Annotated in this window: 23 protein-coding genes; 14 read left to right on the top strand and 9 right to left on the bottom strand. The window is 59.5% G+C overall.

Annotated elements, in window-relative coordinates:
• Nucleotides 1-3 precede the first annotated feature (3 nt).
• Both CX511_RS00420 and CX511_RS00415 read right to left on the bottom strand, forming a co-directional pair.
• Nucleotides 4-450, bottom strand: a complete 447-nt coding sequence (locus CX511_RS00420) for a GNAT family N-acetyltransferase (protein ID WP_045186238.1) — start codon at nucleotides 448-450, stop codon at nucleotides 4-6.
• Between the two features lie 11 nt (nucleotides 451-461).
• The gene (locus tag CX511_RS00415; RefSeq protein WP_101293863.1) at nucleotides 462-1,091 is read right to left on the bottom strand and encodes an FMN-binding negative transcriptional regulator; all 630 of its coding nucleotides are present in this window, start codon (nucleotides 1,089-1,091) and stop codon (nucleotides 462-464) included.
• A 90-nt stretch (nucleotides 1,092-1,181) separates the two neighbouring features.
• Here CX511_RS00415 and pdxR point away from each other — a divergent pair, with 90 nt between their 5' ends.
• Nucleotides 1,182-2,708 carry a MocR-like pyridoxine biosynthesis transcription factor PdxR gene (pdxR, locus tag CX511_RS00410; protein WP_101293864.1) on the top strand — a complete coding sequence of 509 codons (1,527 nt, stop codon included), beginning with the start codon at nucleotides 1,182-1,184 and terminating at the stop codon, nucleotides 2,706-2,708.
• A gap of 6 nt (nucleotides 2,709-2,714) precedes the next feature.
• On the opposite strand, the gene CX511_RS00405 is transcribed toward pdxR, so the two are convergent.
• From CX511_RS00405 to aspA, 5 genes are all read right to left on the bottom strand, one after another.
• Nucleotides 2,715-3,749, bottom strand: coding sequence for a histone deacetylase family protein (locus CX511_RS00405; protein WP_101293865.1), 1,035 nt, complete (start codon nucleotides 3,747-3,749; stop codon nucleotides 2,715-2,717).
• Between the two features lie 123 nt (nucleotides 3,750-3,872).
• Nucleotides 3,873-4,865, bottom strand: coding sequence for an AraC family transcriptional regulator (locus CX511_RS00400; RefSeq protein WP_045186233.1), 993 nt, complete (start codon nucleotides 4,863-4,865; stop codon nucleotides 3,873-3,875).
• A gap of 58 nt (nucleotides 4,866-4,923) precedes the next feature.
• The gene (locus tag CX511_RS00395; protein WP_101293866.1) at nucleotides 4,924-5,916 is read right to left on the bottom strand and encodes an asparaginase; all 993 of its coding nucleotides are present in this window, start codon (nucleotides 5,914-5,916) and stop codon (nucleotides 4,924-4,926) included.
• Between the two features lie 139 nt (nucleotides 5,917-6,055).
• Entirely contained in the window at nucleotides 6,056-6,358 is a 303-nt protein-coding gene (locus tag CX511_RS00390; RefSeq protein WP_052675580.1) for a DUF6124 family protein, read from the bottom strand.
• Nucleotides 6,359-6,965: 607 nt separating this feature from the next.
• Nucleotides 6,966-8,390: an aspartate ammonia-lyase gene (gene aspA, locus CX511_RS00385; RefSeq protein WP_045186229.1), complete on the bottom strand. Its 1,425-nt coding sequence runs from the start codon at nucleotides 8,388-8,390 to the stop codon at nucleotides 6,966-6,968.
• Between the two features lie 178 nt (nucleotides 8,391-8,568).
• Between aspA and CX511_RS00380 the strand changes: the two genes are divergently transcribed.
• The 5 genes from CX511_RS00380 to CX511_RS00360 all read left to right on the top strand — a co-directional run bounded on the left by CX511_RS00380 (nucleotide 8,569) and on the right by CX511_RS00360 (nucleotide 12,183).
• Entirely contained in the window at nucleotides 8,569-9,477 is a 909-nt protein-coding gene (locus CX511_RS00380; RefSeq protein WP_045186227.1) for a LysR substrate-binding domain-containing protein, read from the top strand.
• A 202-nt stretch (nucleotides 9,478-9,679) separates the two neighbouring features.
• Complete coding sequence (purE, locus tag CX511_RS00375) at nucleotides 9,680-10,171, top strand: 5-(carboxyamino)imidazole ribonucleotide mutase (RefSeq protein ID WP_101293868.1); 492 nt, start codon at nucleotides 9,680-9,682, stop codon at nucleotides 10,169-10,171.
• A 10-nt stretch (nucleotides 10,172-10,181) separates the two neighbouring features.
• The gene (locus CX511_RS00370; protein ID WP_045186224.1) at nucleotides 10,182-11,264 is read left to right on the top strand and encodes a 5-(carboxyamino)imidazole ribonucleotide synthase; all 1,083 of its coding nucleotides are present in this window, start codon (nucleotides 10,182-10,184) and stop codon (nucleotides 11,262-11,264) included.
• A 95-nt stretch (nucleotides 11,265-11,359) separates the two neighbouring features.
• Nucleotides 11,360-11,605, top strand: a complete 246-nt coding sequence (locus CX511_RS00365) for a GlsB/YeaQ/YmgE family stress response membrane protein (RefSeq protein ID WP_045186222.1) — start codon at nucleotides 11,360-11,362, stop codon at nucleotides 11,603-11,605.
• Nucleotides 11,606-11,649: 44 nt separating this feature from the next.
• A complete protein-coding gene (locus CX511_RS00360) occupies nucleotides 11,650-12,183 on the top strand; it encodes a DUF3299 domain-containing protein (RefSeq protein ID WP_045186221.1) in 534 nt (177 codons plus the stop codon).
• Between the two features lie 38 nt (nucleotides 12,184-12,221).
• On the opposite strand, the gene CX511_RS00355 is transcribed toward CX511_RS00360, so the two are convergent.
• Both CX511_RS00355 and CX511_RS00350 read right to left on the bottom strand, forming a co-directional pair.
• Nucleotides 12,222-13,118, bottom strand: coding sequence for a D-hexose-6-phosphate mutarotase (locus CX511_RS00355; RefSeq protein WP_101293870.1), 897 nt, complete (start codon nucleotides 13,116-13,118; stop codon nucleotides 12,222-12,224).
• Nucleotides 13,119-13,190: 72 nt separating this feature from the next.
• On the bottom strand, nucleotides 13,191-13,592 hold the full coding sequence (locus CX511_RS00350) for an acyl-CoA thioesterase (protein WP_009402429.1): 402 nt from the start codon (nucleotides 13,590-13,592) through the stop codon (nucleotides 13,191-13,193).
• Nucleotides 13,593-13,965: 373 nt separating this feature from the next.
• Here CX511_RS00350 and CX511_RS00345 point away from each other — a divergent pair, with 373 nt between their 5' ends.
• The 8 genes from CX511_RS00345 (at nucleotide 13,966) to CX511_RS00310 (ending at nucleotide 24,430) form a co-directional block, all read left to right on the top strand.
• Complete coding sequence (locus tag CX511_RS00345) at nucleotides 13,966-15,255, top strand: MFS transporter (RefSeq protein ID WP_045186218.1); 1,290 nt, start codon at nucleotides 13,966-13,968, stop codon at nucleotides 15,253-15,255.
• Nucleotides 15,256-15,416: 161 nt separating this feature from the next.
• Nucleotides 15,417-16,418, top strand: coding sequence for a phosphate ABC transporter substrate-binding protein PstS (locus CX511_RS00340; RefSeq protein ID WP_101293871.1), 1,002 nt, complete (start codon nucleotides 15,417-15,419; stop codon nucleotides 16,416-16,418).
• 139 nt (nucleotides 16,419-16,557) lie between these two features.
• On the top strand, nucleotides 16,558-18,846 hold the full coding sequence (locus CX511_RS00335) for an ABC transporter permease family protein (RefSeq protein WP_101293872.1): 2,289 nt from the start codon (nucleotides 16,558-16,560) through the stop codon (nucleotides 18,844-18,846).
• Nucleotides 18,847-18,863: 17 nt separating this feature from the next.
• Complete coding sequence (pstA, locus tag CX511_RS00330; protein ID WP_045186215.1) at nucleotides 18,864-20,534, top strand: phosphate ABC transporter permease PstA; 1,671 nt, start codon at nucleotides 18,864-18,866, stop codon at nucleotides 20,532-20,534.
• A gap of 84 nt (nucleotides 20,535-20,618) precedes the next feature.
• Nucleotides 20,619-21,452 carry a phosphate ABC transporter ATP-binding protein PstB gene (pstB, locus tag CX511_RS00325; RefSeq protein WP_045186214.1) on the top strand — a complete coding sequence of 278 codons (834 nt, stop codon included), beginning with the start codon at nucleotides 20,619-20,621 and terminating at the stop codon, nucleotides 21,450-21,452.
• Nucleotides 21,453-21,508: 56 nt separating this feature from the next.
• On the top strand, nucleotides 21,509-22,267 hold the full coding sequence (gene phoU, locus CX511_RS00320) for a phosphate signaling complex protein PhoU (RefSeq protein WP_038615977.1): 759 nt from the start codon (nucleotides 21,509-21,511) through the stop codon (nucleotides 22,265-22,267).
• 163 nt (nucleotides 22,268-22,430) lie between these two features.
• Nucleotides 22,431-23,327, top strand: a complete 897-nt coding sequence (locus CX511_RS00315) for a response regulator (RefSeq protein WP_045186212.1) — start codon at nucleotides 22,431-22,433, stop codon at nucleotides 23,325-23,327.
• Between the two features lie 206 nt (nucleotides 23,328-23,533).
• Nucleotides 23,534-24,430: a peptidoglycan DD-metalloendopeptidase family protein gene (locus tag CX511_RS00310; protein WP_045186209.1), complete on the top strand. Its 897-nt coding sequence runs from the start codon at nucleotides 23,534-23,536 to the stop codon at nucleotides 24,428-24,430.
• The last annotated feature ends 1 nt before the right edge of the window (nucleotide 24,431 follow it).

Here is a 24,431-nt window from a genome sequence, read left to right as displayed (position 1 = left end):
GGCTTACAGCGGTTTGCGAAACTGAATGAAGCCAGGCCGTTCGGCGACCTGTTCGTAGAGACTGATCGCGGTGGCATTGGTTTCATGCGTCAGCCAATGAACCTTGGCGCAGCCTGCTTCGCGAGCGGTGTCGTAAACATACTCGATCAGTTGGCGGCCAACTCCCAGACCACGTTGTTCGCTCTGCACGTAAAGGTCTTGGAGGTAGCAGGAGTTTTCGATGCTCCAGTTCGAACGATGATAGATCCAATGGACCATGCCCACCGCCTTGCCGTCGACCCAGGCCAGGGCAGCGTTGGTCGGCTCGTTGGCATCAAGCATACGCTGCCAGGCCACGGCGCTTACTTCATCGGCAATTCGGGTTTCGTAAAAGCGTTGATAGGCCTGCCACAGTGGCAGCCAGGCGCTATGGTCGTCGGCGGTGACTCGGCGGATGGTAACGGTAGACATGGGCGATTCCTTCAAGGTTGGCGCATCAACGCGGCCAGTTGGTTGTCCAGTGGATCGGTGCTGTTGGCCAGGCTCGTGCGTACGCCTTCAATGTCGATGGCCGAACGGTTCTGGCTGAGTTTGCGTGTGCCTTGCAGACGCTCAATGGGAAGGGCAAAGCCGACGATGGCCCTGAGCATCCCGGCCATGTAGTCGGCAGGCGCTTCCTCCACCGACCAGGGTTTGGCCTGGCGCTGTTCATGGTGGTCGCTCAGACGCCTGACGATATCCAACAGGCGCTCGGCATCGTGAAACACCTCGGCTTTGCCCCAGGCGTGTACGGCCAGGTAGTTCCAGGTGGGTACGGTGCGCGGGTCCTCAACCTTGCTTGGATAATAGCCAGCGCTGACATAAGCGTCGGGTCCGGCAAATACCACCAGGGCCTCGGCGCCGTTGGCCAATTCCTGCCATTGGCGGTTGGCATGGGCAAAGTGTCCATAGAGCGTGCCATTGCTGCCTTGGCTACGATCCAGCAGCAGCGGCAGGTGACTGGCTTGCAAACCCTGTTCGCCGTGGGTGACCAGCACGGCCAGGCGGGTTTGTTCAATCTGCTGCTGCAGCTGGGAAAGATTGGTTTCCTTGTAGCTCGAAGGTGTGAACATGAGGATTGTCCTTGGCGAATGGCTCAATCCTAGGCAGGCTATTGGTCTATGGTAAGAGCCATTTCCAGCTAATTTGATAGGTCCATTGTCATGAGCGTGCGTCCTTTCACCCTGCCATTCGACCCCACCGGTATTGTTCTTGATCGTCGCCAGGGTTTGAGCCGCCAGCTCTACCAGGCATTGCGCATACGGGTATTGGATGGCCGCTTGAGCAGCGGCACACGATTGCCGGCCACACGTGACATGGCCGCTGCATTGGCCCTGTCACGCAACAGCGTGGTGCGTGCCTATGACCAGCTGTATGCCGAAGGTTTTATCGAGAGTCGGGTGGGGGACGGGACTTATGTAAGTCAACTGCCGAAACTATCCACAAAAGTATCCACAGGGTTATCCCTGGGTTTTTCCACAGGGTTATCCACAAAATCGGTTGAAACAACTGAGATTTTATCCAGTAAAGTTATCCACAGTGGTCCCTTGGAGCGCCTGGAAAAGCACCACTTGCCTGCGCCAAAAAGCGGTCCGCCGCGGGCTTTTCGTGTCGGTTTACCAGCGCTTGATCTGTTCCCTTTCGACGTCTGGGCCAAGCTGCAGGCAGGATTTTGGCGCAACCCGGATGCCGCGGTGCTGGGTTATGGAGACCCTGCAGGTGAACCGCAACTTCGCGAGCTGATTGCTGCCTATTTGCGTCGATCACGCGGGCTTTCCTGCACCGCTGAACAAATTGTGATCACCAGTGGCGCACAGCAGGCAATTAGCCTTTGTGCACAGTTGCTGCTGGAGCCGGGTGATGTGGTGGCTGTGGAAAACCCCGGCTATCGCGCGGCCGGTAATGCCTTCGCCCTGACCGGCGCACAAGTGCGAGGTATTGCAGTCGACAATGAGGGCCTGGACTGCGCTGCATTGCATGACGTGGCGGATTGTCGCTTGAGTTACGTAACCCCTGCGCACCAGTACCCCACTGGAGTCACCATGAGCCTGGCGCGGCGTCTGGCGTTGCTGGATTGGGCACAGCGCAAGGATGGCTGGATCATCGAGGACGACTACGACGGTGAATACCGCTACAGCGGAGCGCCGCTGGCGCCGTTGGCGGCCCTGGATCGCAGTGGGAGGGTGCTGTACATCGGCACCTTCGGCAAGATCGCCTTTCCTGCGTTGCGTCTGGGCTATCTGGTGCTGCCGCAACAGTTGGTACAGGCCTTCTCTCGTTGTCGAGCATTGGCGGTCAGGCATTCAGAAGTAGGCACCCAAGCGGTAATGGCGCAATTTATGGCCCAAGGTCATTTTCAGCGACACATTCGTCGTGTACGTCGCGCTTCGTTGAATCGGCGCAACACGTTGCAGGCAGGCTGGCCTGTGGATATCTCAGGCCTCGGACCGATGCCTGAAGTGGCGGCGGGGCTGCATATGAAGGTTGACGTCGACAGTTATGAGCGTGAGCAGGAACTGATCGCTCGAGCTGAAGCCGTTGGCGTCGAGCTCAATGCGTTAAGCGACTACTGGTTACCAGACTCGACCACCCCTGTGGATAACCGTGCGGGATTGGTGCTGGGCTTCGCCGCAGTGGGCGAAGCGCAGATTGCCGAGGCCCTGGCACGCTTGCGGCGTGCCTGGGGTTGAAGTGGCTTATGCTCGGACGCGTTCGAAACCTTCCAGTACATTCACCGCATTGATCCCGATTTCCTCGACGGCGTAACCGCCTTCCATGACAAACAGGGTTGGTTTGCCCAGACGCGCAATGCGTTCGCCCATCTGCAGGTAGTCGGGGCTGTCCAGCTTGAACTGGGAGATCGGGTCGTCCTTGAAGGTATCAACGCCAAGCGATACCACCACCACATCTGGTGCATAGGCGGCGATGCGCTGGCAGGCTTGCTCCAGGGCGTTGCTCCAGGTTGGCCAGTCACTGCCGGCCGGTAATGGATAGTTGATGTTGTATCCCAGACCTTCTCCTTCGCCTAGTTCGTCGGCATAGCCGAGGAAGAACGGGAATTCGGCCTGCGGGTCGCCATGGATGGACGCGAACAGTACGTCGCTGCGCTGGTAGAAGATTTCCTGGGTGCCGTTGCCGTGGTGATAATCGACGTCAAGGATGGCTACTTTGCTGTGCCCTTGGTCGAGGAAAGCCTGGGCGGCAATTGCGGCGTTGTTCAGGTAGCAGTAACCACCCATAACATCGCTGGCGGCATGGTGTCCTGGTGGGCGGCACAGGGCAAAGGCGCTATGGGCGCCTGCTTGCACGGCGGCCTGGGCGGTCAGTGCTACTTGCGCTGCGCTGTAGGCTGCCTGCCAGGTACCTGCGGTAATCGGCGCTCCGGCGTCGAAGCTGTAATAGCCCAGTTCGCCATGCAGGCCAGTTGGTTTGACGCTACGCAAGGTACGTGCTGGCCAGGTGAAGGGCAGCAAGTCGCCGTCATGACCAAGGCTGGCCCAGCGCTGCCAGGCACCTTCAAAGAAATTCAGGTAGTCGGCGCTGTGCACCCGTAGCAATGGCGCACGGCCAAAATCTGCGGGACCTTGCACAGGCCCCAGTTCCCGGCTTTTGACCCGCTCCAGCACATGGTCGGCACGCGACGGCATTTCAAAGCATGGCATCAATTGCCCGTCGATCAGTTCACAGCGGCCGTGGTGCAGGCGATGGTCATCAGAATAAATGGTCAGCATTTTGTTGTTCTCTGGGAGTTCACTGGCGTGGGGTCCATTGTTGATGGACCGGCTCCGGTTCAGAACGACGTAAACGGCCAAAAGGGGATCGATGTGGCCAGCTTGGCTGTCCGGATTTCGCCCTCAGGCGCGGAAATGGCTTGGGGCGACACCGCTCCAGCGCAGAAAGGCGTGGCGGAAGCTGGCGGTTTCACTAAAGCCTAATGCTTCGGCAATTTGATAGATCGGCAACTGGTCCTCGGCCAGTAATTGCTTGGCCCGCTCGAAGCGCAGCTCATCGAGCAGTTGCTGGTAGCTGCTGCCCAATTCCTGCAGGTGGCGACGCAGGGTGCGTGAAGAGCAGTTCATCTGCTTTGCCAGGCCTTCCAGGCCAGGTGCAGCGTGCAGTTGCTCAAGCAGCAGCTGCCGGATTCGCCCCAGCCACGCCTGGCGCCCGGTGAACTCCAGGTTCTGCCGACGGCAGCGTTCACTCATGGCTCTATGGGTGATTTGATCGGCCAAGGGTAGCGGTGCGTCTAGCCAGCGGCGTTCGAAGGCAAAGGCGTTGTCGCTGGCCTCGAAGTGCAAAGGGCAGTTAAAGGTGTCCGCATACAGTGCCTGGTAATCCGGGGCTGTATGGACAAAACGTGACGCCAGCAGCGGTAGCGATTGGCCGAGCAAGTCATCGCAGATGACTTTCAGCGAGGTCAGGCAAAACTCGGCATTGAATGCTGCCAGGTGAGGGGCCTCGCGATAATTGCTGGCGCTGAACCATATGCGCTCGCCATCTTCGATCAGGCGCAACTGAAAAAGTGTTCCCAAGAGTGCTGGGTATTGCATCGCCAGGCGCAAAGCGTCACCTAAGGTGGCACTGGAAAGCAGGGCGTAACCGAGCATGCCGTAGCAGGAAACATGCATGCGTTTGCCCAGCGCCAAGCCCACATCACGGCGGCGCGCCACGGCATTGGCACACACCAGCAACTCCTGGCGTGTGGTGATGCGCGAGTCGGCGCGGCCCAGGTCCGCCGGGCTTATACCACTCCCTTCGAGCAGCGCTGCAGCGTCTACCTCATCGTCCTGAAAGGCTTGCAGAACCAGAGACACGGCGTTGAGGGTAGTGAGGTGCGAGTGGAGCATGGAGGGCTTCCTGCTAAAGGGCTGCCTGAAAGCGAGCAATATGTGTGCCTTGCCGCGATCAGCGCAGCTCTCCACAGAGGTCCAGTTCAATCAGGTGGCGCACTTCTTCGGTTGGCAAGCCTGCCCCGAGCAGTAGCTGCAATTTGCCGAACGCTGCTTCGCGGGTCATGCCGCCACCCGACAACACGCCGACCTGCCGTAGGCGACTGCCAGCTTCGTAGACATCCAGCTCGACCCCACCTTCGTGGCATTGGGTGATCGCTACCACCACGATGCCCTTTGCTTGCGCCTGGGCCAGGGCGTTGAGAAAGTCTGCGTTATCCGCGGGGCCGGTACCGTTGCCAAAACATTCCAGGATCAAACCTTGGGCACCGCTGTCGAGCGCGGCTCGCAAGAGTGCGGCGCCGAAGCCTGGTACCAATGGCAGTACCGCGACTGTCGCGGGCTGTCTTACCTGTCGATAGTCGAGCTCTTTTGGCAGCACCTTCACCCGGGGTGCACCACCGAAGCGCTTGAGCGTGACGAAAGGGTGCCGACCGAAGCTGCGCACCTTGGCGGTGCGATTGGGTTCGAGCAGTTCGCCGTGAAAATACAGCTGCACGCCAGGCGCCAGGCCTTGGGCCAATGCCTGCAAGGCGCCGGCAAGGTTCTCCCAGGCATCACTGTCGGTAACACCGGCTGGCAGCATGGAGCCTGTGAACAGCACAGGTGCCTGCAAGCCAAGGAGCTGGAAGCTCATGGCGGCGGCACTGTAGGCCAGGGTGTCGGTGCCGTGCAGGACCAATACCGCATCGCAGCCTTGGACATCGACGGCGTCGAGGATTGCCTGGTGCAGGCGCTGCCAGTACTGGGGCGTCATATTGGCGCTGTCGATCAGCGGCTGCATTTCACGAAATTGCCACTGTGGTAGTGCAGCCAGCCCGGTCAGTTGCTCGCGCATCCGCTGCTCGAAGCCTGAAGCCGGTGTCAGGCCATTGGCGCTGGCTTGCATGCCGATGGTGCCACCGGTGTACAACACCATAATGTTGCGAGCGGGGTGTGCGGTTGCCATGTGCTGTCTCCGTGGGTCGGCCAAGGTTTGGCTAGCCACACTACGTCATCAGTGGTGAGGCTGTCAGCGTTGCGGTGTCAGCTATTGCGCGGTGTTTGCATCGCAGGCAAGGCCAGCTCCCACAGAAACAGCGGTACGGTTAATGGGGAGTGAAGATCCGTTGCACACCAACGCCATCAAGCACTGCATCGATCAGCGCATGCGCCGCCTCGATATGCTGGCCGGCACCCGAGACGAGGGAGCGGTCGTTGTGCGTGAGATGATCAAGCGCATCGCTCACCGTGGCTTCGGCACAACGCAGCAGTTGGCAAGCGTGAAGCAAAGCTTCTTCGGCGGGTATGCCTTCGCGGACGTTGAACATGAGGTTGGTGCCGAACGGAGTGTTGGCGGTGGTTGCGTGAGAAAGGTCGAGAATGGGTGGATCGGGGACGATCTTTTTCATGGTTAGCCTCTATGTAAAAGTGAAGCAACCAGACTTCGCTGCTAAACGAAGGGTGGCAGCTGTACGCGGGTTAGCAGACCGGTCACAGAGGAACCCGGCGCACCCGAAGGCGCCCCACGTACAACCGCCATTTCAGCGGTGTGCCGTCGACCTCATATGAATGTTCCGGACTGCTAAATCCGATCGTTGGATTTTCCAACGACGGCAGCAGCCTAGGCCCATGAAGGGCCTGGTACAACAGAGCAACGGCGCCGAAAGTATGATTCAGAACGGTCCTACAGAAAACACCTACAGTCTCGCGATTTGTCGCTGCTTTTTGTGGGGCCGGGGGAGCAACTGTCTGAACTGGCCTCTTGTAGCCGCTGCCGTGAGGCTGCGATCGGGCGTGAAACGGCCGCAAGACCAGGTCACCGCGATTCGCCAGGTCCAACGAGGTGCCCGAGTTGCGACTGCTCTGCAGTCGATCGCAGCCTCGTACCTCGGCAGCGGCTACAGCAAGTGCTGCCGCTGATGGCGCAAAAAAAAAGGGCCCGGGGAGTGATCCCTGGGCCCTCAAAAGGTGAGAGGTGTCTAGTCCCTCGACCTGGTGAGCGTTTTACAGCATCGGTTACGCTTTGAGCGGAACCAGACGCGGAGCAATCATGTTTTCCGGACGCAGGATGTCGTTGAGCATCTCTTCGTCCAGCAGGCCTTCCTCGCGAACCAGTTCCAGCACACCACGGCCACTTTCCAGGGCGATGGCGGCGATACGGGTGGCGTTTTCGTAGCCGATGTAAGGGTTCAGGGCGGTGACCAGGCCGATCGAGTGTTCGACCAGTTCACGGCAGCGCTGTTCGTTGGCGGTGATGCCGACGATGCAGTGCTCGCGCAGCATGTCCATGGCGCGCTGCAGCAGGCGGATCGAGTCGAAGATCTTGTAAGCGATCAGCGGCTCCATCACGTTCAGTTGCAGTTGACCGCCTTCGGCAGCGACGGTCAGGGCCAGGTCGTTACCCATGATGGCGAAGGCCACTTGGTTGACTGCTTCCGGAATGACCGGGTTGACCTTGCCTGGCATGATCGAGCTGCCTGGCTGACGCGCTGGCAGGTTGATCTCGTTGATGCCGGTACGTGGGCCGCTGGACAGCAGGCGCAGGTCATTACAGATCTTCGACAGTTTGACCGCAGTACGCTTGAGCATGCCCGAGAACAGGACGAAAGCGCCCATGTCCGAGGTGGCTTCAATCAGGTCGGCAGCTGGTACCAGCGGCTGGCCGCTGATGGTCGCCAGACGCTGTACGGCCAGGGCCTGGTAGCCAGGGTCGGCGTTGATGCCGGTGCCGATGGCGGTACCACCCAAGTTGATTTCGGTCAGCAGTTCCGGAGCCAGCGAGCGCAAGCGCTGCAGGTCTTCGGTCATGGTGGTGGCGAAGGCGCGGAATTCCTGGCCCAGGGTCATCGGCACGGCATCCTGCAGCTGGGTACGGCCCATCTTCAGTACGTGGTCGAATTCCTTGCCTTTGGCAGCGAAGGCCTGAATCAGGCTGTCGAGGCTGGCCAGCAGGGCGTCGTGACCGAGCAGCAGACCCAGGCGGATCGCCGTTGGGTAGGCGTCGTTGGTCGACTGCGCCATGTTTACGTCGTTGTTCGGGTGCAGGTACTTGTACTCGCCTTTCTGGTGGCCCATGGCCTCCAGCGCGATGTTGGCGATCACTTCGTTGGCGTTCATGTTGGTAGAAGTACCAGCACCGCCTTGAATCATGTCGACCACGAACTGCTCGTGGTAGTCACCGCGAATCAGACGGGCGCAAGCCTCGCTGATGGCGGCGTGCTTGGCATCGCTCAGGTGACCCAGCTCACGGTTGGCGTCGGCAGCAGCCTGTTTGACCATGGCCAGGGCCACAACCAATTTAGGGTAATGCGACAGCGGCACACCGGAGAGGTGGAAGTTGTTGGCAGCGCGCAGGGTCTGGATGCCGTAGTAGGCATCAGCTGGGACTTCAAGGGTGCCAAGCAGGTCTTTTTCGACGCGGAACGATGCAGCAGCGGACATGATAAATATCATCTCGAGTTAGGCCCGGCACATGCCGGAATGGCGCTAATCCTAGGCCTGCGCCGATTTTGCGGCCAATGCTGTTGCACGCTAACCTATGCACAAACGGCATAATGGTTGATGTGACGCCAACCGACATTCGAGCGTGTGCCATTTTGGTGCGCGCCTGGAGAGACAGATGAACCTCGAAAGCAAATGGCTGGAAGACTTCAGTGCCCTGGCGGCGACCCGCAGCTTTTCCCAAGCGGCTGAGCGCCGCTTCGTGACCCAGCCGGCCTTCAGCCGGCGCATTCGCAGCCTCGAGGCGGCGCTGGGGCTGACCTTGGTTAACCGCTCACGCACGCCGATCGAGCTGACCGCAGCGGGTCAGTTATTTCTGGTGACGGCGCGGACTGTGGTCGATCAGCTGGGCGAAGTGCTGCGCCATTTGCATCACCTGGAAGGCGGGCAGGGTGAGGTGATTCAGGTTGCCGCAGCGCACTCGCTGGCCTTGGGCTTCTTTCCGCGCTGGATCGCCCAGTTGCGTAACGATGGCCTGAACATTGCCACTCGCCTGGTGGCGACCAACGTTGGCGACGCGGTGCATGCTTTGCGTGAAGGCGGCTGCGACCTGATGCTGGCGTTCTATGACCCCGACGCTGCCTTGCAGATGGACGCGGAGATCTTCCCTTCGCTGCACATGGGCAACACTGAAATGCTGCCGGTGTGTGCCGCCGACGCCGACGGCAAGCCACTGTTCGACCTCGAAGGCGAGGGTAGTGTGCCGTTACTGGCGTATAGCGCTGGTGCGTTCCTTGGGCGCTCGGTCAATCTGCTGCTGCGTCAGCGCGCCCTGCGGTTCACTACAGTGTATGAAACGGCGATGGCCGACAGCCTCAAAAGCATGGCCCTGGAAGGCCTGGGTATTGCCTGGGTACCGCGGCTTTCGGCGCGCGCCGAACTTGAGCGTGGTGAGTTGGTGATCTGCGGCGGCAGCCAGTGGCACGTGCCGCTGGAAATTCGCCTGTATCGCTGCGCGCTGGTGCGCAAGGCGAACGTGCGCCTGCTCTGGCGCAAGCTGGAGGGTGGGCCTTCAACAGCAGCTTGACTTGAAAGTCAGCCAAAGCCCCGAAAAATAAGGCCCCACAGTTGGTCGCCGGGGTGCCTTAAACGCACCTGGTTACGATATACTGCGCGGCCTTCGGTCGGTTTCAGCCGGCCCTAATTCGTATAACAAGCCACGCCGGTTGTCCCGCGTGGCTTGTTGTTTTTTGACGCGCCTGCGGGCGCCCAAGAGAAGAGGCTCGACGATGAGTGCACTGGTTGGCGTGATCATGGGCTCCAAGTCCGATTGGTCCACCCTTAGCCACACCGCCGATATGCTGGAAAAACTCGGCATTCCCTACGAGGTCAAGGTGGTTTCTGCCCACCGCACCCCGGACCTGCTGTTCCAGTATGCCGAAGAGGCCGAAGGCCGTGGCATCGAGGTGATCATCGCTGGTGCCGGTGGCGCTGCCCACCTGCCAGGCATGTGCGCCGCCAAGACCCACCTGCCTGTCTTGGGCGTTCCGGTACAGTCGTCGATGCTTTCGGGCGTCGACTCGCTGCTGTCGATCGTGCAGATGCCAGCGGGTATTCCGGTGGCCACCCTGGCTATTGGCAAGGCCGGTGCAATCAACGCCGCGCTACTTTCGGCGAGCATCCTTGGCGCCAAGCATCCGCAGTTCCACGCGGTACTCAAACAGTTCCGCGCTGAGCAGACAGACAACGTTCTGGACAATCCAGATCCGCGCCAGGCTTGAGGTCAATCGCATGAAAATCGGTGTAATCGGTGGCGGCCAGCTGGGTCGCATGTTGGCCCTGGCAGGTACCCCGCTGGGCATGAACTTCGCCTTCCTCGACCCTGCGCCGGACGCCTGCGCCGCGCCGCTGGGCGAGCACCTGCGTGCCGATTACGGCGACCAGGACCATCTGCGCCAATTGGCCGACGAAGTCGACTTGGTCACCTTCGAGTTCGAAAGTGTCCCGGCTGAAACCGTGGCCTTCCTGTCGCAATTCGTCCCGGTCTATCCAAGTGCCGAGTCGCTGCGCATCGCCCGCGATCGCTGGTTCGAAAAGAGCATGTTCAAGGATCTGGGCATTCCTACTCCGTCATTCGCCGACATCCAGTCGCAAGCCGACCTGGACGCCGCGGTGGCGAGCATTGGCCTGCCGGCTGTGCTTAAAACCCGCACCCTGGGTTATGACGGAAAAGGCCAGAAAGTACTGCGAACTGCCGAGGATGTTGTCGGCACTTTCGCTGAACTGGGTAGCGTTCCTTGCCTGCTGGAAGGCTTTGTACCGTTCACCGGTGAAGTGTCGCTGATCGCTGTGCGTGCCCGTGATGGCGAAACTCGTTTCTATCCGTTGGTGCACAACACCCACGAGAACGGCATTTTGCGCTTGTCGGTTGCCAGTGAAGATCATCTGCTCCAGGGCTTGGCCGAAGACTACGCCGGCCGCGTGCTCAAGCAGCTCGACTATGTCGGCGTGCTGGCGTTCGAGTTCTTCGAGGTCGACGGTGGCCTTAAAGCCAACGAAATCGCCCCGCGTGTGCACAACTCCGGGCACTGGACCATCGAAGGCGCCGAGTGTAGCCAGTTCGAAAACCACCTGCGCGCCGTTGCCGGCCTGCCGCTGGGTTCGACCGCCAAGGTCGGTGAGAGCGCGATGCTCAATTTCATCGGTGAAGTGCCAGCGGTGGACAAAGTGATTGCCATCGATGAATGCCACCTGCATCACTACGGCAAGGCCTTTAAGGTCGGGCGCAAGGTCGGTCACGCCACCCTGCGTTGTGCCGACATGGAGACTCTGGAACAGAAAATCCAGCAGGTCGAAGCCCTGATCCAAGGCTGAAGAGGGAACCTTCCTTCTTCGCGATCCCTCTGATGGCAGGATGCCAAAGCGCTGACTAGGCTTTGGCGTGCGCTATTTCATTCAGAGGGATTGCCATGGGTATCATCGGAACTATCTTCATCGGCCTGATTGTCGGTCTGCTAGCGCGCTTTCTAAAGCCTGGCGACGACAGCATGGGCTGGATCATGACCATTCTCCTCGGCATTGCCGGTTCGCTCGCGGCGACCTATGGCGGCCAGGCGCTGGGCATCTACCAGGCCGGAGAGGGTGCAGGCTTCCTGGGTGCGCTGGTGGGTGCGGTCGTTCTTCTGGTGATCTACGCCATGGTCAAAAAGAACTGATGACAGGCTAGAATGCTCGGCAATTCCTGTTGCCGAGCATTCTCATGCGCCGTGTACTACTGCTTTCTTTGCTGCTCATCAGTAGCCTTGCCCGCGCCGAGCTGGCTGAAACCGACTGGCTGGAGCTCATGCCCAAGTCGGACCAGAAAGCGTTGGAGCTGATGCCCGAAATCGATCACAACTCCCCGGAAGCCATGGGCACCTTCACCGAGAAAGGTGGCATGAAGCAGGCCAAGGGCTTGCCGGCGGTGATGTATTCGAGCAAGACCGTGCCTGCCATGAATGGCAAGCACATCCGTCTGGGTGGTTATCCGGTGCCATTGGAAAGTGATGCCAAGGGCAACAGCACGTTGTTCTTTCTCGTGCCCTATCCGGGCGCCTGCATTCACGTCCCACCGCCGCCGCCAAACCAGCTGGTGCTGGTGCGATACCCCAAGGGCCTGAAGCTTGAGGATATCTATACACCGTTGTGGGTCAACGGCACATTGAAGGTGGAGAAGGTCAGCAATGACCTGGCAGATGCCGCCTACGCAATGGATGCTGACAAGGTACGGGTTGTGGAAGACGCTGATCTTTGAAAGCGTGCCAGATTGTGTAGGAGCCCGCTGAGTGCGGGCTAGAGCGGTTCGCTACCGAGGGTCAGACTCAGTGTATGGGTAGCCCCCGGCGCCAAAGTGACCACGTCGTCCCACACATTGGCTGTCTCGATACACAGCATGCGCTGCCAGCCATCGTTGGCCATGTCAGTCAGTTGCGCCGCGCGATCCGTCCAGGGGTTCCAAATGACTGCAGAGCGCGAACCGCTACTGCTCAGATGGATGCGCCGATTCCAGGCTGGATCGACAATGCTTAGCTTCTTAGGCGCCTGCAGGTAAATGCGGTCGGTTTCACCAGCAAAACCCAAGTCGCCTTGCTGGGCGCGTGACTCCCAGTCGGCCAGGGTTTCGATATAGTGCAAGCCATCGACACCTTCGACGTTCACCTCACGCACATCGCTGACTGCAAAGTAGCTGTGCAGCGCCTGGCTGATGGTCACGGGCACGTTGTCGAGGTTGTAGCTGGTGAGGGCGATTGTCAGCTGCTCGCCCAATACGATGCTCAGTTTCAGCTCGACATTGTGTGGCCAGCCTGGGAGGTCGCCTTGGGTGTCGGGTAGATTGAAATCAACCCGCACCGTATCGCCTGTTTCAGCAATCCCCAACAATTGCCAGTCGCGACCGCGGACCAGGCCATGAGCAGGTGGCTCAGCGCCTTGATACATGGCCTGCACCGCCTGCGGATTGCGACTCAGTTGGCCAAACCAGGGCCAGCACACCGGTACCCCGGCACGCACGGATTTGCCCTGCTTGAAGATGGCCTGTTCGCTTAACCACAGCAACGGCGGCTCGCCGAGTCGCTGGTAGCTCAACACCTGCGCGCCCTGCTGGGCGACCAGCAGTTCGGCACTGTCAGTGGTGATGCGCCAGCAATTGAGCTCGCCGTGCTGTTCGGATTCGACCTTGGGTGTGGACATGCGCTTGATCTCGTTGGTTTGCCGTACGGTTTTGGACCGCTTGCATGCCTTCGAGTTTACCGCGCAGGCGACTCAGCGACGAGGAGGAACCGAACGGGTACGGCCGCTGCCATCGATGGCAACGAACACAAATACCGCTTCAGTCACTTTGCGCCATTCGCTGGACAGCGGGTCGTCGCTCCACACCTCGACCATCATCTGGATCGAGCTGCGGCCGATTTCCAGGGTCTGGGTATAGAAGGACAACTGGGCGCCAACGGCGACAGGGACCAGGAAAGCCATACGATCGATCGCCACGGTAGCAACGCGGCCACCGGCGACGCGACTGGCCATGGCGGTGCCGGCCAAGTCCATCTGAGCGACCAGCCAGCCGCCAAAGATGTCGCCGAAACCATTGGTTTCACGCGGTAGTGCAGTGATTTGCAAGGCCAGGTCGCCTTGCGGAATAGGATCTTCTTGTTCGAGTTCAATCATGCCGGGGGTGCCTCTGACCCGTGACGCTTCGTTGGTTGGCGCTAATACAGACGCCTCGAAAAACGATTCAGCACAACCATACTACGCTGCTTTCGCTTTGCCAGGCGGCGAAGGGAAACTCTGCGAAACCGACTAAGCATATCTAGCGGCGTTTTCGCACAACATCCTTCATATGACCCAACCTTTTCCTACAAGCGGGCAGTATATAGAGGCGAAAGCGCAACGACGACCATGGCGTCATGAATACTTGTATTGAAAATGTACTGCTATGTGCTTTTTCCGGCAATTTGCTATCGTTCGGGGCTTCCCAGGCTGAAACACGCGTCTCAGACGGCCTGCAGTATCAATAAAGAGATACCAATAAGAGAGACCTATGACCTCCGTGCCCGGCAGTATCGCGCAGCCTTCGAGGCCGCTCACCCGCAGTGACTATAAGACCCTGTCGCTTTCCGCTTTGGGCGGTGCGCTGGAGTTCTACGATTTCATTATTTTCGTATTCTTCGCCACGGTGGTCGGCAAGCTATTTTTCCCTGCCGATATGCCGGAATGGCTACGGTTGATGCAAACGTTTGGGATTTTTGCCGCCGGTTACCTGGCGCGGCCGCTGGGTGGCATCGTCATGGCCCACTTCGGCGACCTGTTGGGGCGCAAGAAGATGTTCACCCTGAGCATTTTCATGATGGCCGTACCGACGCTGATCATGGGCCTGCTGCCAACCTACGCGCAGATCGGCATGTGGGCACCAATCCTGTTGCTGCTGATGCGGGTGATCCAGGGCGCAGCGATTGGAGGGGAGGTGCCAGGTGCCTGGGTGTTCGTTTCCGAGCATGTGCCTGCACGCAATACGGGCTATGCCTGCGGCACTCTGACTGCCGGGCTTACCGCCGGGATCCTTTTGGGTTCGTTGGTGGCCACACTGATCAACAGTATCTATACCCCGGAGGAAGTCGCTGACTACGCATGGCGAATTCCATTCCTGCTCGGCGGGGTGTTCGGCTTCTTCGCGGTGTACCTGCGCCGCTGGCTGCACGAAACACCGGTATTTGCTGAAATGCAGGCGCGCAAGGCGCTGGCCGATGAAGTACCGCTGCGTGCGGTATTGCGTGACCACCGGGGCGCCATTGTCATCTCGATGCTGCTGACCTGGCTGCTGTCGGCCGGCATTGTAGTGGTTATTCTGATGACCCCGGCACTGCTGCAGAGCCTCTATCAGGTCAGCCCGACTGATTCGCTCAAGGCCAACAGCCTGGCGATTGTCCTGCTTAGCCTGGGCTGCATTGGCACGGGAGCACTCGCAGATCGCTTGGGTGCCGGCCGGGTGTTCATCGTCGGCAGCCTGTTGCTGCTGATTTCGTCCTGGACCTTCTACCACAGCCTGCCAACCCATCCTGAGTGGATGTTCCCGCTGTATGCCCTGACGGGCTTGTGTGTCGGCATCGTCGGCGCCGTGCCCTACGTGATGGTCAAGGCCTTCCCACCCGTGGTGCGTTTTAGCGGTCTGTCTTTTTCTTACAACCTGGCTTACGCAATCTTCGGTGGTCTGACCCCGATGGTAGTGACCGCCCTGCTCAAACTCAGCCCTATGGCACCGGCCTATTACGTCGCCGGAATTTGCACCATTGGTCTGCTGGTTGGCCTCTATCTGCTGGCCAAGAAACGCTGACGCCGCTCTAGCGCAACCCTCGCAACATTTTGAAAAGGCCATCCTCGAGATTCGATGATGGCCTTTCATCTAATTGTCATATTCCATTCATAGAGTAGTCATGCGGCCTGCAGATACTTGGGCCCGATCCATCTCACCCCAATTCCTGCTAGGAGTAAGGCATGAAACTGAAGCGTTTGATGGCGGCCCTGACTTTCGTCGCCGCTGGCGTTGCCACCGCCAATGCGGTCGCCGCTGTTGACCCTGCTATTCCGACCTACACCAAGACCACCGGTGTGTCGGGCAACCTCTCCAGCGTCGGTTCCGATACCCTGGCGAACCTTATGACTCTGTGGGCTGAGGCCTACAAGAAGGAATACCCGAACGTAAACATCCAGATTCAGGCTGCCGGTTCCTCCACCGCGCCACCGGCGCTGACCGAAGGCACCGCCAACCTCGGCCCAATGAGCCGCAAAATGAAGGACGTCGAGCTGCAGGCGTTCGAGCAGAAGTACGGCTACAAGCCAACCGCTATCCCGGTTGCCGTCGATGCCCTGGCCGTATTTGTGCACAAGGACAACCCAATCAAAGGCCTGACCATGTCCCAGGTCGACGCGATCTTCTCTTCGACCCGCCTGTGCGGTGCCAAGGCCGACGTGAAAACCTGGGGTGACCTGGGTGTGACGGGCGACCTGGCCAACAAGCCGGTTCAATTGTTCGGTCGTAACTCGGTATCCGGCACTTATGGCTACTTCAAGGAAGAAGGCCTGTGCAAAGGTGACTTCAAGCCTAACGTCAACGAGCAACCAGGTTCGGCTTCGGTCGTGCAGTCGATCAGCAGCTCGCTGAACGGCATCGGTTACTCGGGCATCGGCTACAAGACCGCCAGCGTTAAAACCGTGCCTCTGGCCAAGAAGGAAGGTGGCGCGTTCGTTGAAGACAACGAAGCCAATGCCCTGAACGGTACCTACCCGCTGTCGCGTTTCCTCTACGTCTACGTCAACAAGGCACCGAACAAGCCTCTGGCCCCGCTGGAAGCTGAGTTCGTCAAACTGGTGCTGTCGCAAGCAGGCCAGCAAGTTGTTGTGAAGGACGGTTACATCCCATTGCCTGCCAAAGTGGCCGAAAAAGCCCTGGCTGACCTGGGCCTGAACCACGCCACTAAAGGCGTCGCAGCAAACTAAGTGTGAGCTAGGCGGGGTCTGGAAATGACCGGATCCTGCCGCAAATTGCGAGTCCGCTGCCAGGCGTTTCTGAGCGGCGGGCTTTTTTGCGTCACTGCATTGTCATGTTTTTGTCATACGGGACCGCTAGGGTGTGCGCATGAATGATCTGGCCAACTCCACCATGACCCAAAATTCTCCCCCCGTGCGGATTGATTTCAATACGCCCGAACTGCAGCGCAAGCGTCGCTTGCGTGCGCTCAAGGATCGCCTGACTCGCTGGTATGTACTGGTGGGCGGGCTTGCCGTGTTGGCAGCGATTACCTTGATCTTCTTCTACCTGGCCTACGTGGTCGTGCCCCTGTTCCAGGGTGCCACGCTGACCAGCAAGAAAGCGCTGGAGCCGACCTGGCTGAGCCAGGATGCCGGCAAGCCGCTGATGATTGCTCTGGAAGAGCAGAATTTGGTCGGCATGCGTGTGTCCGACAAGGGGCAGGCGCTGTTCTTCGACACCAAGACGGGTGCTGAACTCAAGCGCGTTGACCTGCCGGTGCCTGCAGGTACTCAGGTAACTTCTATTGGCACCGACCAGCCGGGCAACCCGCTGGTGGTGCTGGGCTTGTCCAATGGTCAGGCACTGGCGTTCAGCCACAGCTACAAGATCACCTACCCGGACAACAAGAAGACCATCAGCCCGGCCATCGACTTCCCGTATGGTCAGGAACCGTTCGTACTCGACGAGCAGGGCCGTGCGCTTGAGCATGTCAGCCTCAATGTGAACGGTGAAACCCTGGTGGTTGCCGGTTCCACTGGCGCGCACCTGCAGGTGATTTCGCTGAGCCGCGAAGAAAACATGATGACCGGCGAGGTTACCAGCGAGCAGAGCCGCATTGACCTGCCGCAGATGACCGAGCCGGTCAAAGCGATCTTCATCGATCCGCGTCAGCAGTGGCTGTATGTGATCAATGGTCGCGCGCAGGCGGACGTCTTCAGCTTGCGTGACAAGAGCCTCAATGGCCGCTACAAGTTGCTGGACGACGGCAACGCCGAAGTGACTGCCAGCAACCAGTTGGTCGGCGGTATCTCGCTGATCATTGGCGACTCCAAAGGTGGCTTGGCCCAGTGGTTCATGGCCCGCGACCCGGATGGCGAACAACGCTTCAAGCGCATCCGCGAGTTCCAGATGGGCAAGGCGCCAATCGTCCAGATCGATGCCGAAGAGCGTCGCAAGGGCTTCGTGGCCCTGGATGCCAGCGGCGAGCTTGGCGTGTTCCACAGCACCGCGCATCGTACCTTGCTGGTCGAACCGGTCGCCGAAGGCGCTGGCATTCTGAGCCTGTCGCCACGTGCTAACCGCATCATCATCGAAGAAGGCGGCAAGCTTCTGCCCCTGACCCTGAAGAACCCGCACCCGGAAGTGTCCTGGAGCGCGTTGTGGAGCAAGGTCTGGTACGAGAACTATGACGAGCCGAAGTATGTCTGGCAGTCGACCGCCTCGAACACCGACTTCGAACCCAAGCTGAGCCTTTCGCCTCTGACCTTCGGCACCTTGAAAGCGGCGTTCTACGCCATGATCCTGGCTGCACCGCTGGCCATTGCCGCAGCCATCTACACCGCCTACTTCATGGCCCCGGGCATGCGCCGCAAGGTCAAGCCGGTGATTGAGCTGATGGAGGCAATGCCAACCGTAATTCTCGGTTTCTTCGCTGGCTTGTTCCTGGCGCCGTACCTGGAAGGGCACTTGCCGGGTGTGTTCAGCCTGTTCCTGCTGATGCCGATTGGCATCCTGGTTGCCGGTTTCACCTGGAGCCGTCTGCCTGAGTCGATCCGCCTGCGGGTTCCGGATGGCTGGGAAGCGGCGATCCTGATCCCGGTGATCCTCTTCACAGGTTGGTTCGCGCTGTACATGAGCCCCTTCCTGGAGACCTGGTTCTTCGACGGCGACATGCGCCTGTGGATTACCAACGATTTGGGCATCACCTACGACCAGCGCAATGCCCTGGTAGTCGGTATTGCCATGGGTTTCGCGGTGATTCCGAACATTTATTCGATTGCCGAAGACGCCGTGTTCAGCGTGCCGCGCAGCCTGACTCTGGGCTCCCTGGCGCTGGGTGCAACGCCATGGCAGACCCTGACCCGTGTGGTCATCCTCACCGCCAGCCCGGGCATTTTCTCGGCACTGATGATCGGTATGGGCCGTGCTGTTGGCGAAACCATGATCGTACTGATGGCCACCGGCAACACCCCGGTCATGGAGCTGAACCTGTTCGAAGGTATGCGCACCCTGGCCGCCAACGTTGCCGTTGAGATGCCGGAGTCGGAAGTCGGTGGCAGTCACTACCGCGTGCTGTTCCTCGCCGCGCTGGTGCTGCTGATGTTCACCTTCGTGATGAACACCTTGGCCGAGCTGATTCGCCAGCGTCTGCGCAAGAAATACTCGTCGCTTTGATAGAAAGGTAGAGATCCGTGAAAAAGGATTCCCTCAAAAGCTGGTTCAAGAGCGGCGCCCCTGGCGTCTGGATCAGCGGTGGCGCCGTCGCCATCGCTGTGATCATGACCATTGGTCTGCTCTCGGTGATCGCCGTACGCGGTCTGGGCCACTTCTGGCCGGCTGACCTGATTCAGGCCAGCTACAACGTACCGGGCCAGGCGAATCATATCGTCGTCGGCGAAGTGGTGCAGAAGGAAGAAGTGCCACGCGCGCGTCTCAAAGGTGCCGGCTTGCCGGTGCCGGACGAGGGTCCGGAGTTCATGACCCGTGAGCTGATCAAGGTCGGCAACCGTGACCTCAATGGCAGCGACTTCACTTGGGTGGTTGGCGAATGGCTGATCGATCAACAAAAGCCGGTCGACCTGATTGCACTGGAGCGTCGTGAGTGGGGTAACTTCTACGGCTACCTGGTCAGCGTCAAGGAAAACGGCAAGGTTGTCGCTGAGGGCCAGGCTGCGTGGACCGAGCTGCAGGCGCGCCTCAAACGTGCTGACAAGCTGGCTGGCGAGCTGCAACAGCTTGAGAAGAAGGACATCGGCGCCATCAACTACGGCCTTGAGCGTTTGCGCCTGCAGGCCCGTAAGCTGGAACTTGCCGGTAAGCTCGATGCGGCTGCCCAGGCAGACATGGATGCCGAACGCGCCGAGCTGAACAACCGCTACAAGGCCATCGAAGAGCGTCTTGGTAGCCTGCACCAGGACTTCGGTCGTGACAGCCTGGTTGCAAAGGATGGCAACGGCCGTGAGGTCGAGATCAACCTGAGCAAGGTGGTTCACGCCTACCAGCCTAATGGCATGGGCTTTTTCACCAAGATGGGTGTGTACTTCGCCAAGGTCTGGGAGTTCCTCAGCGACGACCCGCGTGAAGCCAATACCGAAGGCGGAATCTTCCCGGCCATCTTCGGTACCGTGATGATGACCCTGATCATGGCCGTGATCGTCACCCCGTTCGGCGTGCTGGCGGCGGTGTACCTGCGTGAGTATGCGCGTCAGGGGCCGGTCACTCGTTTGATTCGTATCGCGGTGAACAACCTCGCCGGTGTTCCGGCCATCGTATACGGTGTGTTTGGTCTGGGCTTCTTTGTCTATGTACTGGGTGGCTCGCTTGACCAGCTGTTCTTCCCTGAGGCATTACCTGCGCCGACCCTTGGCACTCCGGGCCTGCTCTGGGCCTCGCTGACCCTGGCGTTGCTGGCGGTACCGGTGGTGATTGTGGCCACTGAAGAAGGTTTGGCGCGTATCCCGCGTACAGTCCGCGAAGGTTCGTTGGCACTGGGTGCGACCAAGGCGGAGACGCTGTGGAAGATCGTCCTGCCAATGGCCAGCCCGGCGATGATGACCGGCATGATTCTCGCCGTGGCTCGTGCCGCAGGTGAAGTGGCACCGCTGATGCTGGTGGGTGTAGTGAAACTGGCGCCATCACTGCCAGTGGACGGCAACTACCCGTACCTGCACCTGGACCAGAAAATCATGCACCTGGGCTTCCACATCTACGACGTCGGCTTCCAGAGCCCCAACGTCGAGGCTGCGCGGCCGCTGGTTTATGCCACTGCGTTGCTGCTGGTGCTAGTAATCGCCACGCTCAACCTGTCGGCGGTATGGATTCGTAACCACCTGCGCGAGAAGTACAAAGCGCTGGATCATTGATCGATACAACATTTTGCAAGTGCCGCCTGTGTGTTGTGCCGGGCGGTTCGATGAAACGAAATTGATAGCGTATGGAGTCTGACCATGCAGCATGAATCCCACGCCCACGGCATCGATATGTCGGCCCTGGGTCGCACCAAGCAGAGCCTGCAATTGGCTGATGAAACCGTGGCCATCGAAGTGCCGGGTCTGAGCCTGTACTACGGCGAAAAACAAGCCTTGTTCGACGTCAGTATGAACATCCCGAAACAGCGCGTGACAGCCTTCATCGGCCCGTCCGGCTGCGGTAAGTCGACCTTGCTGCGTACCTTCAACCGCATGAACGACCTGGTTGACGGTTGCCGTGTTGACGGCGCGATCAACCTCTACGGCAACAACATCTACCGCAAAGGCGAAGACGTTGCCGAGCTGCGCCGCCGGGTTGGTATGGTGTTCCAAAAGCCTAACCCGTTCCCTAAGACCATCTATGAAAACGTGGTCTACGGCCTGCGCATCCAGGGTATCAACAAAAAGCGCGTGCTCGACGAAGCGGTGGAGTGGGCACTCAAGGGCGCAGCCCTGTGGGAAGAGGTCAAAGACCGTCTGCACGAGTCGGCGCTGGGTCTGTCCGGTGGTCAGCAGCAGCGTCTGGTGATTGCCCGTACCATCGCCGTAGAGCCAGAAGTATTGCTGCTCGACGAACCGTGCTCGGCACTCGACCCGATTTCGACACTGAAAGTCGAAGAACTGATCTACGAGCTGAAGTCCAAGTACACCATCGTCATCGTTACCCACAACATGCAACAGGCGGCGCGGGTCTCCGACTACACCGCGTTCATGTACATGGGCAAGCTGATCGAGTTTGGTGATACCGACACGCTGTTCACCAACCCGGCGAAGAAGCAGACCGAAGATTACATCACCGGTCGGTATGGCTAGGTTTCAATGATTGAACGCCGCCTGATCGCACTTACCGGACGCTCCAAGGATTTCTCATGATCAATAAAGACAGCCTTACCCACCATATCTCCCAGCAGTTCAACGCCGAACTCGAAGAGGTTCGCAGCCACCTCCTGGCGATGGGCGGCCTGGTCGAGAAGCAGGTTAACGACGCAGTCACTGCGCTGATCGAGGCCGACTCCGGCCTTGCCCAGCAGGTGCGGGAAGTCGATGAGCAGATCAACCAGATGGAGCGCAACATCGACGAGGAATGTGTGCGCATTCTCGCTCGTCGTCAGCCTGCCGCTTCCGACCTGCGTCTGATCATCAGCATTTCCAAGTCGGTAATCGACCTGGAGCGTATTGGTGACGAGTCGACCAAGATCGCCCGCCGGGCCATTCAGTTGTGCGAAGAAGGCGAGTCGCCACGTGGTTACGTCGAAGTCCGGCACATCGGTGATCAGGTGCGCAACATGGTGCGTGATGCCCTGGATGCCTTTGCCCGTTTCGATGCCGATCTGGCGCTGTCGGTAGCACAGTACGACAAGACTATCGACCGCGAGTACAAGACCGCGCTGCGCGAGCTGGTCACCTACATGATGGAAGACCCGCGCTCGATTTCGCGGGTGCTTAGCGTGATCTGGGCCCTGCGTTCGCTGGAGCGTATTGGCGACCACGCACGCAACATCTCCGAATTGGTGATCTACCTGGTGCGCGGTACCGACGTGCGTCACCTGGGCCTGAAGCGGATGAAGGAAGAGGTCGAGGGCGGCAGCGAAAAGGCTAATGTTCCGGCTGAAACTGACGATAAGTAAGACTGCCCCGAGTAACAACGCCCGGCCTTAGCCGGGCGTTTTCGTTTGTGGGGCGAGCACCTCAAGGCAGCCGCGAACGAAACCACGAGTCCCGGCGTGAGCCAATGTTTGGCAAATGGCCATCAGTCAGCGTTATGCTAGTCGGGATTCAATAGGAGTGGCGATGAGTAAAGTCAGTGTGTTGGTTGTGGATGATGCGCCGTTCATTCGCGACCTGGTGAAGAAGTGCCTGCGCAACTATTTCCCGGGGATTGTCATTGAGGACGCGGTCAACGGCCGCAAGGCCCAGACTTTGCTGACTCGCGAAGCCTTTGACCTGGTCCTGTGCGACTGGGAAATGCCGGAAATGTCCGGGCTGGAGCTGCTGACCTGGTGCCGACAGCAGGAGTCGATGAAGACCCTGCCGTTCATCATGGTGACCAGCCGTGGTGACAAGGAGAATGTGGTTCAGGCGATCCAGGCGGGCGTCTCCGACTTTGTCGGCAAGCCGTTCACCAATGAGCAACTGCTGACCAAGGTGAAGAAAGCTCTGACCAAGGTTGGCAAGCTCGATACCTTGCTGGCCAGTGCGCCGACCCGGGCTAATTCAGCCTTTGCCAACGACTCGCTGAGCGCCCTGACCGGCGGGCGGGCCGAAACGGTAAAACCTGCGGTGTCGGCGGCGCCCGTGGCAGCGGCCAAGCCGCTGGTCAATGCGCCCAAGCCTGCTGCTGCCGCACCTGCGGGGCGTGGCCAGGGGCAGTTGCGCCTGCCAAGCGGTGTTCAACCCTGCGTGATCAAGGCACTGAGTCTCAAGGAGGCGCTGCTGGTGGTACGCCGTGGCGAAACCCTGCCTCAGGTACTCGAGGGGGCGGTGCTCGACCTGGAGCAGGGCGAGAACGCCGAGATCGCCCGTCTCAACGGTTATCTGCATGCGATTGCAGCGCTGGAGCCCAAGCCGGACAGTGATTGGTTGCAGTTGACCTTCAAATTCGTTGACCAGGATGCGCAGAAGCTCGATTACCTGTCGCGGCTGATTGCCCGCGGGACGGCACAGAAGCACTTTGTGCCCGGAGCCTGATCGGCTTCTCAATTGCTCGCATTGGCCTCATCGCTGGCAATGCCGGCCCCCACAATAATTTGCAGTTCCTCCTGTGGGAGCCGGCATTGCCGGCGATGGGGTCGCCGCTCGTCTTCTGGTACAGCGCGGAAACACTCGCAGCATCCCCCCAGCAAAATCTGCTGCTAGGCTTCGACAGATCACTAACTGTCAAAAAGCCACTATTCATGCCAGCACGCTCGCTGCTGTTCTACGCCTTGCTCTTGGCCTGCGGGCCCGTGCTGGCTACGACGATTTACAAAAGTACCGATGCCTACGGCGTTGTTTCCTATTCGGATCGGCCAATGGTCGGCGCCAAGGCTTTAGTCTTTCGTGATCGTATGCTCGAAACGCTAGAAGGCCAGGTCCAGCTACAAGCCAACCAGGTGGCAACAGGCGTGCGCTTCAGTGCGCGTAACGATACCTATGCACCGGTAGAGGTGGAGTTGCGCCTGGAGCGCTTGAGTAATGCTCAGGGTGGTACATCACGGCTTGTCCGGCGCGTGGTGCCCGCACGCTCGACAGTGGAGCTTACGGTCGTCAGTGCCCGGCAATCGGGCAAGCCGGTGGGCTATCAAGAGAAATTCAAGTACGCCTTGGGTAACCCCGCACAACGCCACAACGCTTTCCGTTACCCCTTACCATGGCGCGGTGGACCGTTTCGCTTGACCCAAGGGGCAAACGGACGCTACAGCCACTTTGGGCCCAAAGGGCGCTACGCCATGGACATTGCCATGCCTGAAGGCACACCGATCATTGCCTCTCGCGCGGGCATCGTGATCAAGACCGAGAACAGTCAGAGTGGGCGCGGGACGCACCCGGCGGGCAATTTCGTGCGGATTCTGCATGACGACGGCACTATGGGCGTCTATCTGCACTTGATGCGTGGTTCAGTGGTAGTCGGCGAGGGCCAGCGCGTGGTGTATGGGACACCGCTGGCGAAATCCGGCAACACTGGCAACAGTACCGGTCCACATCTGCATTTTGTCGTGCAGCGCAACGTGGGGTTGGCGCTGGAGTCGATTCCTTACCAGTTCAACCAGTCGCTCGATGGGTTGCCGAACTTTACTGCCGGCAACCCATGAA

Origin of the sequence: Pseudomonas sp. S06B 330 (genome assembly GCF_002845275.2) — a bacterium.
GTDB lineage: Bacteria > Pseudomonadota > Gammaproteobacteria > Pseudomonadales > Pseudomonadaceae > Aquipseudomonas.
Note: the sequence above shows the minus strand (reverse complement) of the source record. Positions and strands in the feature narration are given on the sequence as shown.